We start from the raw sequence: 14,156 nt of genomic DNA, 5'->3' as shown, positions 1-14,156 counted from the left end.
TACTACAAATCGCCTGGTCAAAGCCACATTTTCGGCGTTACGACCCCGCTTCGCCCGGTGCGGTCCACTTCAGCGCCGAGTGCAGCCGGTCCATGGTGACGTCCCGGCCGAGCAGTTCCAGCGACTCGTACAGTGGCGGGCTGATATGCGATCCGGTCACCGCGACCCGTACCGGCGCGAAGGCCTTGCGCGGTTTCAGCCCCAGATCTTCGATGAGCGCCTTTTTCAGCGCCTCTTCGATCGCCGCGGTCGTCCACTCCGTCAGCGGCGTTACCGCAGCAATAGCGGCTTGCAATACCTCGGTGGCGTCGGGCCCGAGATTCTTCGCGCCCGCGGCGGGGTCGATCGCGAACTCATCCGCGGGTGCGAACAAGAAACGCAACAGTTCCCAGGCGTCCGCCAACACGACGATCCTGGTCTGCACGAGGGCGGCTGCCGCGCCGAACACCTTCTCGTCGATTTCCGCGCCGATATGGCCGTGCTCGGTGAGATACTCCCGAAGCCGATGTGTGAAATCGCCCGGCTCCAGCAATCGGATGTGCTCGGCGTTGAGCGCGTCCGCCTTCTTCTGGTCGAAACGGGCCGGATTCGAATTTACTTTCGAAATATCGAAGGCTTCCACCATCTCCGTCATCGTGAACACGTCGCGGTCTTCGGAGAGGCCCCAGCCGAGTAGCGCCAGATAATTCAGCAAACCCTCGGGAATGAATCCGCGGTCGCGGTGGGCGAACAGATTCGACTCCGGATCACGCTTGGACAACTTCTTGTTGCCCTGCCCCATGACGAAGGGCAGATGACCGAACTCCGGCGTGAAATCGGTAACTCCGATCCGGCGCAGTGCAGCATACAGCGCGACCTGCCGCGGGGTGGAGGAGAGCAGGTCCTCACCGCGCAGCACGTGGGTGATCCGCATCAGCGCGTCGTCGAGCGGGTTGACCAGGGTGTACAGCGGGTCGCCGGTGCCGCGGGTGAGCGCGAAGTCCGGGACGGAGCCCGCCTTGAACGTGGTCTCGCCGCGCACCAGATCGTGCCAGGAAAGGTCCTCGTCGGGCATTCGCAGCCGGATCACGGCGGGTCGCCCCTCGGCTCGGTACGCCTCGATTTGCCCGGGCGTCAGGTCGCGGTCGTAGTTGTCGTAACCGAGCTTCGGGTCGCGTCCAGCAGCCCGGTGGCGAGCCTCGACTTCCTCTGGCGTGGAGAATGATTCATATGCCTCCCCGGCCTCCAGCAAACGCCGGACCACGTCCAGATGCAGATCTTTTCGCTGCGACTGGCGATACGGTTCATATGGCCCGCCGACCTCCGGGCCCTCGTCCCAAGTGAGGCCGAGCCAGCGCAGCGCGTCGATAATCGCCCGGTAGGACTCCTCGGAATCGCGTGCGACATCGGTGTCTTCGATACGAAAGACGAATGTGCCACCGTGATGGCGGGCGTAGGCCCAGTTGAACAGCGCCGTCCGGATCAGGCCGACGTGCGGTGTTCCGGTCGGCGACGGGCAGAATCGGACCCGTACTTCAGTCATGGCTCTCTTTCGATCAGCGTTTGGCGGCAACGGGATTGGTGAGCGTTCCGATCGCATCGACGGTCACCGACACCTGCTGCCCCTCCTTCATCGGGCCGACGCCCTCGGGGGTTCCGGTGAGGATCACGTCACCGGGCAGCAGCGTCATCACGGTGGTGACCCACTCGATGAGCTTCGGAATGTCGTGCAGCAGAAGCGAAGTGCGACTACGTTGGCGCACTTCGCCGTCGAGCTCGGTGACGATCTCCAGATCCGAAGGGTCGACAGCGGTTTCGATCCACGGACCGAGCGGGCAGAAGGTGTCATAGCCCTTCGCCCTGGTCCACTGGCCGTCGTGGCGCTGCTGGTCACGGGCGGTCACGTCGTTGGCGACGGTATAGCCGAGGACGACGTCCAGCGCGCGGGCGGCGGGCACGTCCTTGCACGGGCGGCCGATGACGATGGCCAGCTCTCCCTCGTAATCGACCTGAGAAGCGCTGGGCGGCAGGATGATCGGGGCGTTCGGCCCGACGATCGCGGTGTTCGGCTTGAGGAAGATGACCGGGTCTTCCGGTGCGGGGCCGCCCATTTCGGCGGCGTGGGCGGCATAGTTCTTGCCGACGCAGACCACCTTGCTGGCCAGGATCGGGGCGAGCAAGCGCACGTCGGCCAGCGGCCAGCTCCGGCCGGTGAACGTCGGTGTGCCGAACGGGTGTTCCGCGATCTCCTTGGCGATCGCCGACCCCGCGCCGCTCCGGCCCGCACTGTCGCTTACGTCGCCTTCGATGCTGACGAAGGCGACCCCATCGGGACTGGCAACTCGACCTAGACGCATGCCCGGCAGTCTATCGACCCACTGCCACCTGCCCGAACGCGCCCGACCGAGTGGTACGGAATTTCCGCACCCGCTCCGGCGACCGCGCTGTGAGCAGTCCGACAACCGCAGCCGTCGATGCGCGCCGCCGCGCGGGTGTACGGTGAGCACCGAGGTTCACAAAGTGGGAATCAAATCCCAAATATTGAGATATCGAGGTGAGGGCGATGGCGACCGAGACCCAGATCGACGAGGTTCGGCGCTGGTCCATGCTGGGTCTCGGCGTCTTCGCCCAAGCCTCCAGCGCGGTGTTCATCCATGGTGTGCCGTTCCTGCTCCCCGCGCTGACCGACCGCGGCATGCCGCTGGCCACGGCAGGCCTGCTGGTGGCCATGCCGACCGTCGGACTGGTCTGCACGCTCATCGCGTGGGGTTACGTGGTCGACCGGGTCGGCGAGCGCAAGGTGCTGGTCGGCGGCCCGCTGCTGATGCTGGCGGCGGGATGCGCCGCGGCGGCGACCACCGACCACATAGCCTTGGGCGCGCTGCTGTTCCTCGGCGGCATCGGGGCGGCCAGTACCAACGGCGCCAGCGGGCGGGTGATCGTCGGCTGGTTCCCACCGCATCGGCGCGGGCTGGCGATGGGTATCCGGCAGACCGCGCAGCCACTCGGGGTCGGCGTCGGCGCGTTGGCGATCCCCGCGGTGGCCGCCGCCTACGGCGTGCCCGCGGCCATTCTGGTTCCCGCGCTCATGGCGGGCCTGGCGGCCCTCGGCTGCCTGACGGGCATCGTCGATCCGCCGCGCCCCGCGCGTTCCGCCGGCGATCCGGCGTTGCGCGCCAATCCTTATCGCGATGACACCACCCTCTGGCGCATCCACTTGGTCTCGGTGCTGCTCGTCGTGCCCCAGGGCACCGTCTGGACGTTCGCGCTGCTGTGGCTGCACCGCGACGTCGGCTGGTCGCTGGCCGCCGCGGGCGCGCTGGTGACCTTCACACAGATTCTCGGCGCGCTGGGCCGCATCGGTGCGGGCGCGTGGTCGGATCGGGTCGGCAGCCGGATGGGCCCGCTGCGCACCGTCGCGATCGCCGCCGTGCTCTCGATGGCGGCCTTGGCCATAACAGCGTGGACCCACTGGTGGTGGGCCGCCATCCCGCTGCTGATCGCCGCGTCCGTGATCACCGTCTCCGACAACGGACTGGCCTTCACGGCGGTAGCCGAAATCGCGGGCCCCTACTGGAGCGGCCGCGGCCTCGGCATCCAGAACACCGGACAGAACCTGGCCATGGCCGCCATCCCTCCCGTATCCGGCGCACTCATCACCGCGAGCGGCTTCCCCGCCGCCTTCGTGCTCGCGGCCGCCGCGGCGGTAGCCGCCGTCCCACTGGTACCCGCCGACCCCGAATAACCTCTCCCGCAATATTTTCCACCCACGAACGCGCACACCACTGCCCACCTTCGCCGCGGAGGTGGGCAGCTCGGAGCCTCGTGCGCAACGCCGAGGTTTTGTAGTCGGCACGGGACACAGAGCCCGCTTCGATGTAGGCCAGCACCCATAACCGGGCCGGTGTCGAGGGCAGTGGTGCCCACCCGGACTGCGATAGGCGACAGCGCGTCGGGTAACGGTGACGTATGCCGACGGCATACGGGCGAAGATTTTTCGGACACTCACCAGAGACCGACACGCACAGGTCCCGCCCCCGGATCGGGGCGGGACTTCGTCTGTGCGATGTCAGACGCTGGCGGCGATGCGGTCGCCGACCTCCACCGTCGACGCGCCGCCGGAGCGAGACGCGAGATCCCTCGCGACCGCGGACTCGATGCGGGCGGCCGCCTCGGTGTCGCCGAGGTGGTTCAGCAGCAGGGAGACCGAGAGGATCGCGGCGGTCGGGTCGGCCTTGGACTGACCGGCGATGTCGGGGGCGCTGCCGTGCACCGGCTCGAACATGCTCGGGTTCGTCCCGGAGGCGTCGATATTGCCGCTTGCGGCCAAGCCGATACCGCCGCTCACGGCGGCGGCCAGGTCGGTGATGATGTCGCCGAAGAGGTTGTCGGTGACGATCACGTCGAACCGGCCCGGATCGTTGACCAGGTGGATGGTCGCGGCGTCGATGTGCTGGTAAGCCGTTGTGACATCGGGGAATTCGGCCGCGACCTCGTCCACGGTGCGCTGCCAGAGCGAGCCGGCGAAGGTGAGCACGTTGGTCTTGTGCACCAGCGTCAGGTGCTTGCGCCGGGCCTGCGCCTTGGCGAAGGCGTAACGCACCACGCGCTCGATGCCGAACCGGGTGTTGGTGCTCACCTCGGTCGCCACCTCGTGCGGGGTGTCGACGCGGATCGCGCCGCCGGTGCCGGTGTAGGGGCCCTCGGTGCCTTCGCGGACCACCACGAAGTCGATGTCGGGGTTGCCCGCCAGCGGGCTGGTCACGCCGGGGAACAGTTTGGACGGCCGCAGGTTCACGTGGTGATCCAGCGCGAACCGGGTGCGCAGCAGCAGCCCGCGCTCGAGCACGCCGCTGGGCACCGACGGATCACCGATCGCGCCGAGCAGGATCGCGTCGTGCTGCTTCAGCTCGGGCAGCACAGAGGCCGGCAGGATCTCGCCGGTCGCGTGGTAGCGCCGCGCGCCGAGATCGTATTCGGTCTTCTCGACACCGGGCACGACCACGTCGAGCACCTTGAGCGCCTCGGCGATGACCTCGGGCCCGATCCCGTCACCCGGGATGACAGCAAGCTTCATGACAAATGCTCCGTTCGATGTTTGCCGGTCGCGGCCGCCACGAGATGCGGCACGTGGTTCGACCGTCGGGTGAACACGACATTCCGGCCGGGTGACCGCAGCACCGTCACGGTACTCGGCGCGGCCGGGCGATCGAGAATTGGGCAGCGGACACGGAGGGCGCACCGCGCATGGACAACGCGGACCGGCTGGGCCGGACCGGGGTCGAGCTACAGGGGCCGATCCGGGACCGACAAACAGACACCGCGCCCGTCCCGACAAACAGACACCGCGCCGCGGAACGACCGACAGACGCCGGGCCGCGGCCGACCGACAAGCAACGCCGCGCGCGAATACGTCGCGCGCGGCGTCAGCTTCTCCGCGATCGGGGGTGACCCCGATCCGATCAGAACAGATCGACCAGGACGATCTTGCCCGCGCCGACCGATTCTGCGATCGCGGCCTGCACATCGCCGGGCACCTCGCGGGCGACCCGCAGCACCACGGTCGCGCCTTCCTTGTCCACGTCCTGGGTCAGCTGCGCGGCCAGGATGTCGATCCCGGCCTCGCCGAGCTTGGTGCCGATCCTGCCCAGCGCGCCCGGCCGGTCCTCGTAGTTCAGGATGGCCAGGTTGAGGCCCTCGGCGCGCATGTCGTAGTTGCGGCCGTTGATGTTGACGATCTTCTCCACCAGCTGCGGCTCGGTCAGCGTGCCCGCCACGTTCAGGGTGGAGCCGTCGCCGAAGACGGCGCGCAGGTCGACCACGCTGCGGTGGCTCGGGCTCTCCGACGCCGTGGCGACCTGGGTGCTGATCCCGCGGTCCTTGGCCAGGGCCGGCGCATTGACGAACGTGACCTGGTCCTCGACGTGCGCGGAGAAGATGCCGCGTAGCGCGGACAGCTCCAGCACGCCGACTTCCTGAGAGGCCAGCTCGCCGCGCACCTGGACCTCGACGCTGACCGGCAGCTCGTTGGACAGCGCGCCGAGCAGGGCGCCCTGCTTGCGCACGATGTCCAGCCACGGCGCGACCTCTTCGCTGACGGTGCCGCCGGTGACGTTCACCGCGCCGGGCACGAACTCCCCGGCCAGGGCCAGCAGCACCGACTTGGCGACGTCGGTACCCGCGCGGTCCTGGGCCTCGGCGGTGGAGGCGCCCAGGTGCGGGGTCACGACGACCTGCGGCAGATCGAACAGCGGGCTGTCGGTGCATGGCTCGGTCTCGAACACGTCCAAGCCGGCGGCGCGCACGTGACCGGACTTGATCGCCTCGGCCAGCGCGGCCTCGTCGACCAGGCCGCCGCGGGCGGCGTTGACGATGATCACGCCAGGCTTGGTCTTGGCGATGGCCTCCTTGCCGATGATGCCCTTGGTCTCCGGGGTCTTCGGCAGGTGGATGGAGATCAGGTCGGCGCGCTCGAGCAACTCGTCGAGGCTCAGCAGCTCGATGCCCAGCTGCGCGGCGCGCGCCGGCGAAACGTACGGGTCGTAGGCGACGACCTTGGTCTCGAAGGCGGCCAGGCGCGCGGCGAAGAGCTGGCCGATGCGGCCGAGGCCGACCACGCCGACGGTCTTGCCGAAGATCTCCACACCGTTGAACTTGCTGCGCTGCCAGGTGTGCTCGCGCAGGGTGGCGTCGGCGGCGGGGATCTGACGCGCGGCCGACAGCAGCAGGGTGACCGCGTGCTCGGCGGCGGTGTGGATGTTCGAGGTGGGCGCGTTCACGACCATGACGCCGCGCTCGGTGGCGGCGGGCACGTCGACGTTGTCCAGGCCGACGCCGGCGCGGGCGACGATCTTCAGGTTCTTCCCGGCTTCCAGGACCTCGGCGTCGACCGTGGTCGCCGAGCGCACGAGCAGCGCGTCGGCTTCGGGCACCGCGGCCAGCAGGGCCGGCCGGTCGGGACCGTCGACCCACCGAACCTCGACACCGTCACCGAGCGCGTCGACGGTCGACTGGGCGAGCTTGTCGGCGATCAGAACTACAGGACGGCCTGCTTGGCTCACGTGGGTTACTCCTGGGGAATGGGGTCGGCAATTTCCGCCGACCAGCTTAGTGCGCGCGGTTTCGGTCGCTCCTACCACCTGGTAGGCGGCCGTCCTCAGTCAGCTCGCTGGAAAAAATATGCAGACCGGTCTACAGTCTTGGCATGGGCGTGAAAGGCACCGAGACACGCGGCAAGCTGGTCGACGCGACGCGGGCGCTGGTCGAGCGGCACGGCTACTACGGCGCGGGCCTCAACCAGATCCTGGCGACCAGTGGTGCGCCGCGTGGCTCGTTGTACTTCCACTTCCCCGGCGGCAAGGACGAATTGGTCGCGGTGGCGATCGCCCAGGCGGGCAAGGACATCGCGACGCTGATCGACACCATCGAGCCCGGCGACACCGCCGCGGCGGCGACCAGGCTGCTGCAAGCGTTCGGTGACCGCCTGGAAGCATCCGGCTGGCAGCAGGGGTGCCCGGTCGCCACGGTCGCCTTGGACGTGGCGGCCGCGAACGACCCGATCCAAGCCGAGTGCGCCGCCGCCTACACGGCATGGGAGGAGGCGTTGCGCATCCGCCTGCGGGCCGACGGCCGTGACGACGCCGACGACATGGCGGCCGCGGTGCTCGCGATGGTCGAGGGCGCGCTGCTCCTGGCTCGTGCGCAACGCAGCCGCGAACCCCTGAAGCGGGTGGAGCGCACCCTGCGCAATCTGCTCTGAACCCAATAGCCCACCCAACTTTTCGCAGGTCCACAAAATATGTAGACCGGTCTAGTAAGGAGCATCTCATGTCCGACAGCATCGTGTTCGGCGCCGCGGGGTTCCTCGGCCGCAACGCGGTCGCCCGCTTGCTCGCGCAGGGGCATTCCGTCGCCGCCGCGTTGCGGCCAGGTAGCGAGGAGCGGCTCACCAGCTGGTTGCGCAGACGCGGAGTGGAGGCGAGCAGGCTGGAGATCGTGGCGTGCGATGTCACGGCGCCGGATCTCGGCCTGCCCGCCGGGTTCGACTCCTCCGGCATCCGGGACGTGTACAACTGCGCGGCCCGCTTCGCCTTCGGACTCGCGCCCGAGGACGCGTACGCGGTCAATGTCACCGGGGCGGTGCGCGTGCTCGACTGGGCGGCAGCCCTGCCGGACCTCCGGCGCGTCGTGCACATCACGGGATACCGGATCACCGTCGAGGAATCCGAGGAACAGCGTTACGAGAACGGCGCGTACGGCGCGTCCAAGTTCGAGTCGGATCCGCTACTGCGTCGCCGCGCGGCCGAACTCGGCGTCGCGCTGACCATCGCGAACCCGAGCAGTGTGATCGGCCCCGGCCAGTACATCGGGTTGTCGAGCATGGCCGAGGATCTGTGGAATGGAAAGCTCGCGGCGATTCCCGGCGGCGCGGAGACCTTCGTGCCGATCGTCGACCTGGATTACTTCACCGATTTCCTGATCAGCCTGCCCGCTCTCCCCGATACCGCGGGCCGGTCCTATACCGTCCTCGACAATCGAACCCCGGCGCTGCCGAAGCTGATTCGGCTGCTGGCAGGCCACCTGGGGGTCCGTGCACCGCGGTTGTCGATTCCGGTCAGTGTGATCTCGAAGCTTCCCCGCGCGTTGACCGGCACCGATCCGGAGACGATGACCTTCATCGCCGAGGACCGCTACGACACTTCCGCGGCGGACGAGGTCGCGCGCCGCGCCGGGCTCACCATGCCGCCGACCGAAGCGACCATTCTCGCGTGGGCCGATCATCTCGTGGCCAGCCGTTTCGGTGCGGTGGCGGACGATCCGACCGCCGGATTCGAGCACGGCGTCTGGGTGAGCGGTGAACGCGAACGTCCGGCTTACGTCTTGGTGCACGGCCTTCCGCTGGACAGCGAGTCCTGGAACGCGGCGCGCGCCGAATTGGACGGACCGAGTCTCGCCATCGACCTTCCCGGGCTCGGGCGTTCGGCGCCCGGCGACATCGATGCTGCGCTGCCGCGGTTGCTCGCCTCGGTCCACACCCGGCCGGTGCTGGTCGGTCATTCACTCGGCTGCGGACCGGTGCTGCGTTACGCGGCCGAGCATCCGGAGCGGATCTCCGGTGTGGTCCTAGTGGCGCCCGCGTTCTTGCAACCGCGGGCCGGGATGCTGCTGCGCTCGCCGCTGATGACACCGGCACTGCGCCGAATCTCGGCCACCGCCTTGTCGAAACGGCTGGGGGTGCCCGACAGCCCGGCGATCACGAGCGCCGCGGCGAATCTGCGCAGACCGGGTGTCGCCGCACGAACCATCGGCGCGCTGCGCCGGGCGAGCGCCTCCGCGCGGCGCGAGGAGTTGCGCGCATTGCTCGACCGGGTCGAGGTACCGGTGCGAGTCGTCACCGGTTCGGCGGATCCGATCACCATCCCGACATCGAGGAAGTCGATCTCGATCGAGGGCACCGGGCACTACCCGCAGCTGACCCATCCGGAGCAGCTTGCGGCCGAACTCGTCCGGATGTCCACCGTCGGCGCTCGCAACTGACCTCGCTCGGGCGTCCGTCGCACCCCGCGGCCGAGCTCGCGCGAACGTCGGCAGCCACAGCGCGCCCTCTGTGACCTCCGTGCCGGTGGAGGATGGCGGATCTCGGACGGCGGCGGGCCCCCGCGCCAGCCCGGTGCGGGGGCCCGCTCGATCACGCCGTCCATCGGCGCGAGAACCGGTCGATCTCCTCGACCGTCACGTCGGTCAGCGGCCGCCGAAGGAGCCCGTCCACAGAGTGTCGACGAGACCGTGCAGCGCCGCGCCGAGGGTGTTGAAAAGACCGTTCACAGCAGCGCTACCAGTGTCGATGATAACGGGGATCATGGAAATACCTTTCCTCGGAATATTACCCAGTCGAACTGGCTGACATGAAGCACATCGAGGGCCGGACCGCGACGGTTACGGAATTCTAATAATTAGTGATGTAGGGCACGTTGCGATACTGTCGTGACGCACACCACTCTCCATCACGTCATCGACCTGCTCTTTTAGTCATTTGACCAGGTCACGGCGGTGCATCGGCGCGAATAGTTTTCTAGACTAAGGACTTTATAAGAAAGCTCTGAGAAATTCGGACCACGGCCGATACCGGAAATTCCGGACAGTCGTCCCACGCCAGGCCGGGCTGCCACCAATAGAGGCTCCGAATAACTGTCACTTCCCCCTCATTGTGCAGAGCCTGGAAATAGTGGAGCCATGCCGTCGCCGATATCCGAGGCCGGCGCCGGATTCGCGCACGAGTGGCCGTGACAAGCCGCCGGTGATCCGCGCCGCATCTCCGGAACACCCGCGCGGCGACGACGGCACGCGGCATCCGTACCGCCGGTCGCGCACGGTCAGCTGGCCCCGAACTTCTCGGCCACGTGGTCGGCACTGAACTGCTCGGCGTACTCCCGGCTCGGCGGAACCTCGGTGATCACGTCGATCAGAACGCCACCAGGGTCGGCAACGATGAAGTGGCGCTGACCGAATTCCTCGGTGCGGATGTCTATTTCGGCGCGCACACCGCCCCGCACCACCAAGCGGTCCCATTCCGCGTCGACGTCATCGACCTCGAAGTTCAGCAGCAGCCCCTGCACCGGCTTTCGGAAGGCCGCGGGCACCGTGGGGTGCGTGTAGTCCAGCAGAGCCAGCTCATACGCGGGCTCGTCGGCACCGCCGGGCCTGCGCAGGCTGATGTACCAGTCAGCCTCGAAGGTGGTCTCGAAGTCGAACCACGTGGTGTAGAAGTCTCGCGACTCCGCGAGGCGGGTGGTGCAGACGACGGGGTAGAAGCTGCCGAGTTTCATGCCTGGCCTTTCACATACCGATGGAATGTCGAGTACGCTAGTTCACATACTTTCGGTACGTCAACAGGAGAACCATCGATGCCGGGCACCTTGCGCACCAAGCAGCGCGAAGAGACGCGCCGCGCCCTGCTGCGCACAAGCCGACGATTGTTCGCGGCGAAAGGGTATGGCGCTGTTGGTCTTTCGGAGATCGTCGCGGCCACCGGGGTGACCAAGGGCGCGCTATACCACAACTTCGACAGCAAAGCCGCGCTGTTCCGAGCGGTGCTCGACCAGGTACAGCAGGAGGTCGGCGAGCGGGTCGCCGCGGCGGCGGAGGCCCAGCCCGACGCCTGGTCCCAACTGGTGGCGGGCTGCGAGGCCTTTCTGGCCACCTGCACCGCTCCGGAGATTCAGCGGATCATGCTCGTGGACGGCCCCGCGGTCCTCGGCTGGCACGAATGGCGAGCCATGGATGAGGCCAATTCCGCCCGCTATCTCGGCGAGGCGCTACATCTGCTGGTCCAGGAAGGTGTGCTCGCGCCCCAACCGATCGAACCGCTGACCCACCTGCTGTCCGGCGCGATGAACGAGGCCGCGCTCTGGCTCGCCTCGACCGACGATCCGGGAGCGCTCGCCGAGACCACTACCGCATTGCACCGCCTGCTCGACGCGCTGCGCGCCACCCCGCCTGAGGCGATCGATCCGCGGTCGGCCCCGTCGCGTACGTCCCCTAGCTGGTAGATTCACTCGCTCGGCCGCGTAAAACCCTCTGAACAGGGGAAAGGCCCCGCACCGTTCTGGTGCGGGGCCTTTCGGAAGCTTGGTCGCGATCAGAGAACGCGGACGTCCTGGGCCTGCGGACCCTTCTGTCCCTGGCCGATCTCGAACTCCACGCGCTGCCCCTCATCGAGGGACCGGAAACCCGAGCCGCTCACAGCCGAGTAATGCACGAAGACGTCGGGGCCCCCGCCGTCTTGTGCGATGAAGCCGAAGCCCTTCTCGCTGTTGAACCACTTCACAATGCCTTGAGCCATTTCATACTTTCTGTAGACGAGCCAGGTGTGTTCATCGATATGCCCCGGTCTCGTAGATCAACGATGCCATGATCCGACGAATTACTCACGTTCCGTCCACCAACTGTGAGCTAACGCTCACGAGTGCGCTCTCGGTTCACTCGCTGACGCTCGTTCACGGGCGGACTGCGTCTTCACCTCCCACGCTCGGTCGGGACCCGATCCGGACAACCCACTCTCCGGAACAGCACTCGGGTACCCCGTATTGCTCGCCCGATGCACCCGCCGTCGTCTTCGACGAGCACACCCCGATCGCATGGGCCACCGCGCCCGGCACCATGAACGTTTCCTTCGTCTACGCGGCTCGGCATCGGCCTTCTGCTACCAGTTTCGTTGTGCCCCAACCGTTTACAGGCTACAGCACGCAGAATCCGGCAGTTCATCCTACGTCGGCCGGCGGCCGGACGCACCGTTCGTTAAGTTCTGTTCACGCCACGCAGATAGCGCAACTGGCGCGGTTTGGTCTCGTCGTAGTCGGCCCGGCCCGGCAGGTGCTCCGGCACGCCGACCTCCCACCAGGCGCCCGCCTCGGTCCACGCCGACGGCTGTGTCCGCACCACGACCACCGCCGGACGGGATTCGGCAGCGGCGGCGACGCGCGCCCGCCCGTAGGCATCGCGGAATTCGCCCAGTTCAGCGGCCGTGAAGACGGAACAGCCCAGGGCCGCGGCATGGCCGGCGAAGTCGACTCGGGGCGGATGCTCTTGGGTGGTAAGGCAATTCGCGTAGAAGTTGTTGAACGGGGCACCTCCTTGGCCTTCTTGCAGGCGGGCGATCACTGCGTAGCCGTCGTTGTCGCAGACCACCGCGACGAACGGGTGCCCGGCGAAGGCGGCCGAGAACAATTCCGAGTTCAGCATCAGATAGGAGCCGTCCCCGAGCAGTGTCGTGACCACGCCATCGGTATGGGCCATGGCCGCGCCCCACGCGCCCGCGAGCTCGTAGCCCATGCAGGAGAAGCCGTACTCCACGTCCATGGTGGGTGCGCCGCCAGTCGCGCGCCAGCCGCCCACGAGTTCGCCGGGCAGGCCGCCGGAGGCCGTCATCACGTAGTCGGTCGGCCCGCTCAGGTCGTTCACCGCGCCGACGACCTGGGCATAGCTCGGCATGCCCGGGGTCGGCGCGCGCAGTTTGTCGATGTGCGCGTCCCACGTGCTGCGCAACGCCACGGCTCGTGCTGTCCACTCCGGATCGAGGCGCCACTCCCCTGGCTGTTCGGCCAGCTCGCGCACGGTGGCGTCGGCGTCACCGACCACCGCGAAGGCGCCGTGCTTGACGGCGTCGAACCGCGCCACGTTGATCGTCACCAGGCGAACGTCCGGCGCGAAGACGGTCCAGGACGCGGTGGTGAAGTCCTGCAATCGGGTCCCGACCGCGAGGACCACGTCGGCCTCGGCGGCCATCGCGTTCGCCGACGCCGAGCCGGTGATACCCAACGGTCCCGCGTACAGCGGATGGTCATGCGGCACCAGCGTGCGGCCCGCGGTGGTCTCCACGATCGGTATGCCGTGACGCTCGGCGAACTCCAGTACCGTGTGCCCGGCGCCCGAATAACGGACACCGCCGCCCAGCACCAGCAGCGGGCGTCGTGCGGCGTGCAGCGTGGTGGCGGCCTCGGCGAGGGCGCGCTGGTCGGGGCGAGGCCGCGCCAAGCGGTGCACGACCGGCACGAAGAGCGCGTCCGGGAAGTCGTAGCTTTCGGCTTGAACGTCCTGCGGGAGCGCGAGGACGACCGGACCGGCGTCGGCCGGGTCGGTGAGCACCCGGACAGCTTGGGGCAGGGTGCAGATCAGCTGTTCCGGGCGGGTGATGCGGTCGAAATACCGGCTCACCGCGCGGAACGCGTCGTTCACCGTGACGGTGGCGTCGCCGAAATGCTCGACCTGCTGCAGGACAGGATCGGGCGCCCGGCCGGTGAACGTGTCTCCCGGAAGCAGTAGCAGCGGAAGGCGATTCGCGTGCGCGACGCCTGCCGCCGTCACCATGTTCAGCGCGCCGGGACCGATCGACGAGGTCGCGACGCCGACCTGACGCCGATGCGTGGCCTTGGCATAGCCGACGGCCGCGAGCGCCATCCCCTCTTCGGTGTGTCCGCGCCAGACCTGGAGTTCGTCGCGTCGTTCGTACAGCGCGGTACCGAGGCCGAGCACGTTGCCGTGCCCGAAGATCCCGAAAACGGCGGGAAAGAGCGGCACCTCGCGGCCGTCGAGTGTTTCGGAGCGCTGGGCGACCAGCCAGGCCACCAGCGCCTGCGCCGCGGTCAGTTTCATCCGATCCCTCCATCGTGAGTGGTGAC

Annotated in this window: 11 protein-coding genes; 4 read left to right on the top strand and 7 right to left on the bottom strand. The window is 67.9% G+C overall.

The genetic code is table 11. The annotated features are described in order from the left end of the window. Window positions 1–37: 37 nt before the first annotated feature. Together gltX and AB0M45_RS20215 are read right to left on the bottom strand one after the other, a co-directional pair. A complete protein-coding gene (gene gltX / locus AB0M45_RS20220) occupies window positions 38–1,522 on the bottom strand; it encodes a glutamate--tRNA ligase (protein ID WP_364331069.1) in 1,485 nt (494 codons plus the stop codon). Between the two features lie 13 nt (window positions 1,523–1,535). Further along, window positions 1,536–2,336 (bottom strand): fumarylacetoacetate hydrolase family protein, encoded by an 801-nt coding sequence (locus tag AB0M45_RS20215; protein WP_364331066.1) that lies wholly within the window; start codon window positions 2,334–2,336, stop codon window positions 1,536–1,538. 206 nt (window positions 2,337–2,542) lie between these two features. Between AB0M45_RS20215 and AB0M45_RS20210 the strand changes: the two genes are divergently transcribed. Continuing rightward, the gene (locus tag AB0M45_RS20210; RefSeq protein WP_364331063.1) at window positions 2,543–3,724 is read left to right on the top strand and encodes an MFS transporter; all 1,182 of its coding nucleotides are present in this window, start codon (window positions 2,543–2,545) and stop codon (window positions 3,722–3,724) included. Between the two features lie 324 nt (window positions 3,725–4,048). On the opposite strand, the gene AB0M45_RS20205 is transcribed toward AB0M45_RS20210, so the two are convergent. Both AB0M45_RS20205 and serA read right to left on the bottom strand, forming a co-directional pair. Continuing rightward, on the bottom strand, window positions 4,049–5,056 hold the full coding sequence (locus AB0M45_RS20205) for a 3-isopropylmalate dehydrogenase (protein WP_364331060.1): 1,008 nt from the start codon (window positions 5,054–5,056) through the stop codon (window positions 4,049–4,051). A gap of 385 nt (window positions 5,057–5,441) precedes the next feature. Beyond that, a complete protein-coding gene (serA, locus tag AB0M45_RS20200) occupies window positions 5,442–7,040 on the bottom strand; it encodes a phosphoglycerate dehydrogenase (protein ID WP_364331057.1) in 1,599 nt (532 codons plus the stop codon). Between the two features lie 143 nt (window positions 7,041–7,183). On the opposite strand from serA, the gene AB0M45_RS20195 reads away from it, so the two are divergent. Together AB0M45_RS20195 and AB0M45_RS20190 are read left to right on the top strand one after the other, a co-directional pair. Next, window positions 7,184–7,738 (top strand): TetR/AcrR family transcriptional regulator, encoded by a 555-nt coding sequence (locus AB0M45_RS20195; RefSeq protein WP_364331054.1) that lies wholly within the window; start codon window positions 7,184–7,186, stop codon window positions 7,736–7,738. 68 nt (window positions 7,739–7,806) lie between these two features. Then, window positions 7,807–9,516: an alpha/beta fold hydrolase gene (locus AB0M45_RS20190; protein ID WP_364331051.1), complete on the top strand. Its 1,710-nt coding sequence runs from the start codon at window positions 7,807–7,809 to the stop codon at window positions 9,514–9,516. Between the two features lie 836 nt (window positions 9,517–10,352). Here the strand turns inward: AB0M45_RS20190 and AB0M45_RS20185 are convergent. Beyond that, window positions 10,353–10,805 carry a VOC family protein gene (locus tag AB0M45_RS20185; RefSeq protein ID WP_364331048.1) on the bottom strand — a complete coding sequence of 151 codons (453 nt, stop codon included), beginning with the start codon at window positions 10,803–10,805 and terminating at the stop codon, window positions 10,353–10,355. Window positions 10,806–10,883: 78 nt separating this feature from the next. On the opposite strand from AB0M45_RS20185, the gene AB0M45_RS20180 reads away from it, so the two are divergent. Continuing rightward, window positions 10,884–11,528, top strand: a complete 645-nt coding sequence (locus AB0M45_RS20180) for a TetR/AcrR family transcriptional regulator (protein WP_364331045.1) — start codon at window positions 10,884–10,886, stop codon at window positions 11,526–11,528. Window positions 11,529–11,617: 89 nt separating this feature from the next. On the opposite strand, the gene AB0M45_RS20175 is transcribed toward AB0M45_RS20180, so the two are convergent. After that, window positions 11,618–11,821: a cold-shock protein gene (locus tag AB0M45_RS20175; RefSeq protein ID WP_014987157.1), complete on the bottom strand. Its 204-nt coding sequence runs from the start codon at window positions 11,819–11,821 to the stop codon at window positions 11,618–11,620. A gap of 455 nt (window positions 11,822–12,276) precedes the next feature. Next, window positions 12,277–14,130, bottom strand: a complete 1,854-nt coding sequence (gene iolD, locus AB0M45_RS20170; RefSeq protein WP_364331041.1) for a 3D-(3,5/4)-trihydroxycyclohexane-1,2-dione acylhydrolase (decyclizing) — start codon at window positions 14,128–14,130, stop codon at window positions 12,277–12,279. Window positions 14,131–14,156 lie beyond the last annotated feature (26 nt).

Origin of the sequence: Nocardia sp. NPDC051787, from assembly GCF_040681325.1 — a bacterium.
Taxonomy (GTDB): domain Bacteria; phylum Actinomycetota; class Actinomycetes; order Mycobacteriales; family Mycobacteriaceae; genus Nocardia.
The sequence above is the reverse complement of the archived record's forward strand: the minus strand, read 5'-3'. Positions and strand labels throughout refer to the sequence as shown.

Bases quoted from the DNA above. Each gene is read 5' to 3' on its own strand.
- gltX (WP_364331069.1), bottom strand. From the start codon at position 1,522: ATGACTGAAGTACGGGTCCGATTCTGCCCGTCGCCGACCGGAACACCG.
- AB0M45_RS20215 (WP_364331066.1), bottom strand. From the start codon at position 2,336: ATGCGTCTAGGTCGAGTTGCCAGTCCCGATGGGGTCGCCTTCGTCAGC.
- AB0M45_RS20210 (WP_364331063.1), top strand. From the start codon at position 2,543: ATGGCGACCGAGACCCAGATCGACGAGGTTCGGCGCTGGTCCATGCTG.
- AB0M45_RS20205 (WP_364331060.1), bottom strand. From the start codon at position 5,056: ATGAAGCTTGCTGTCATCCCGGGTGACGGGATCGGGCCCGAGGTCATC.
- AB0M45_RS20195 (WP_364331054.1), top strand. From the start codon at position 7,184: ATGGGCGTGAAAGGCACCGAGACACGCGGCAAGCTGGTCGACGCGACG.
- AB0M45_RS20190 (WP_364331051.1), top strand. From the start codon at position 7,807: ATGTCCGACAGCATCGTGTTCGGCGCCGCGGGGTTCCTCGGCCGCAAC.
- AB0M45_RS20185 (WP_364331048.1), bottom strand. From the start codon at position 10,805: ATGAAACTCGGCAGCTTCTACCCCGTCGTCTGCACCACCCGCCTCGCG.
- AB0M45_RS20180 (WP_364331045.1), top strand. From the start codon at position 10,884: ATGCCGGGCACCTTGCGCACCAAGCAGCGCGAAGAGACGCGCCGCGCC.
- AB0M45_RS20175 (WP_014987157.1), bottom strand. From the start codon at position 11,821: ATGGCTCAAGGCATTGTGAAGTGGTTCAACAGCGAGAAGGGCTTCGGC.
- iolD (WP_364331041.1), bottom strand. From the start codon at position 14,130: ATGAAACTGACCGCGGCGCAGGCGCTGGTGGCCTGGCTGGTCGCCCAG.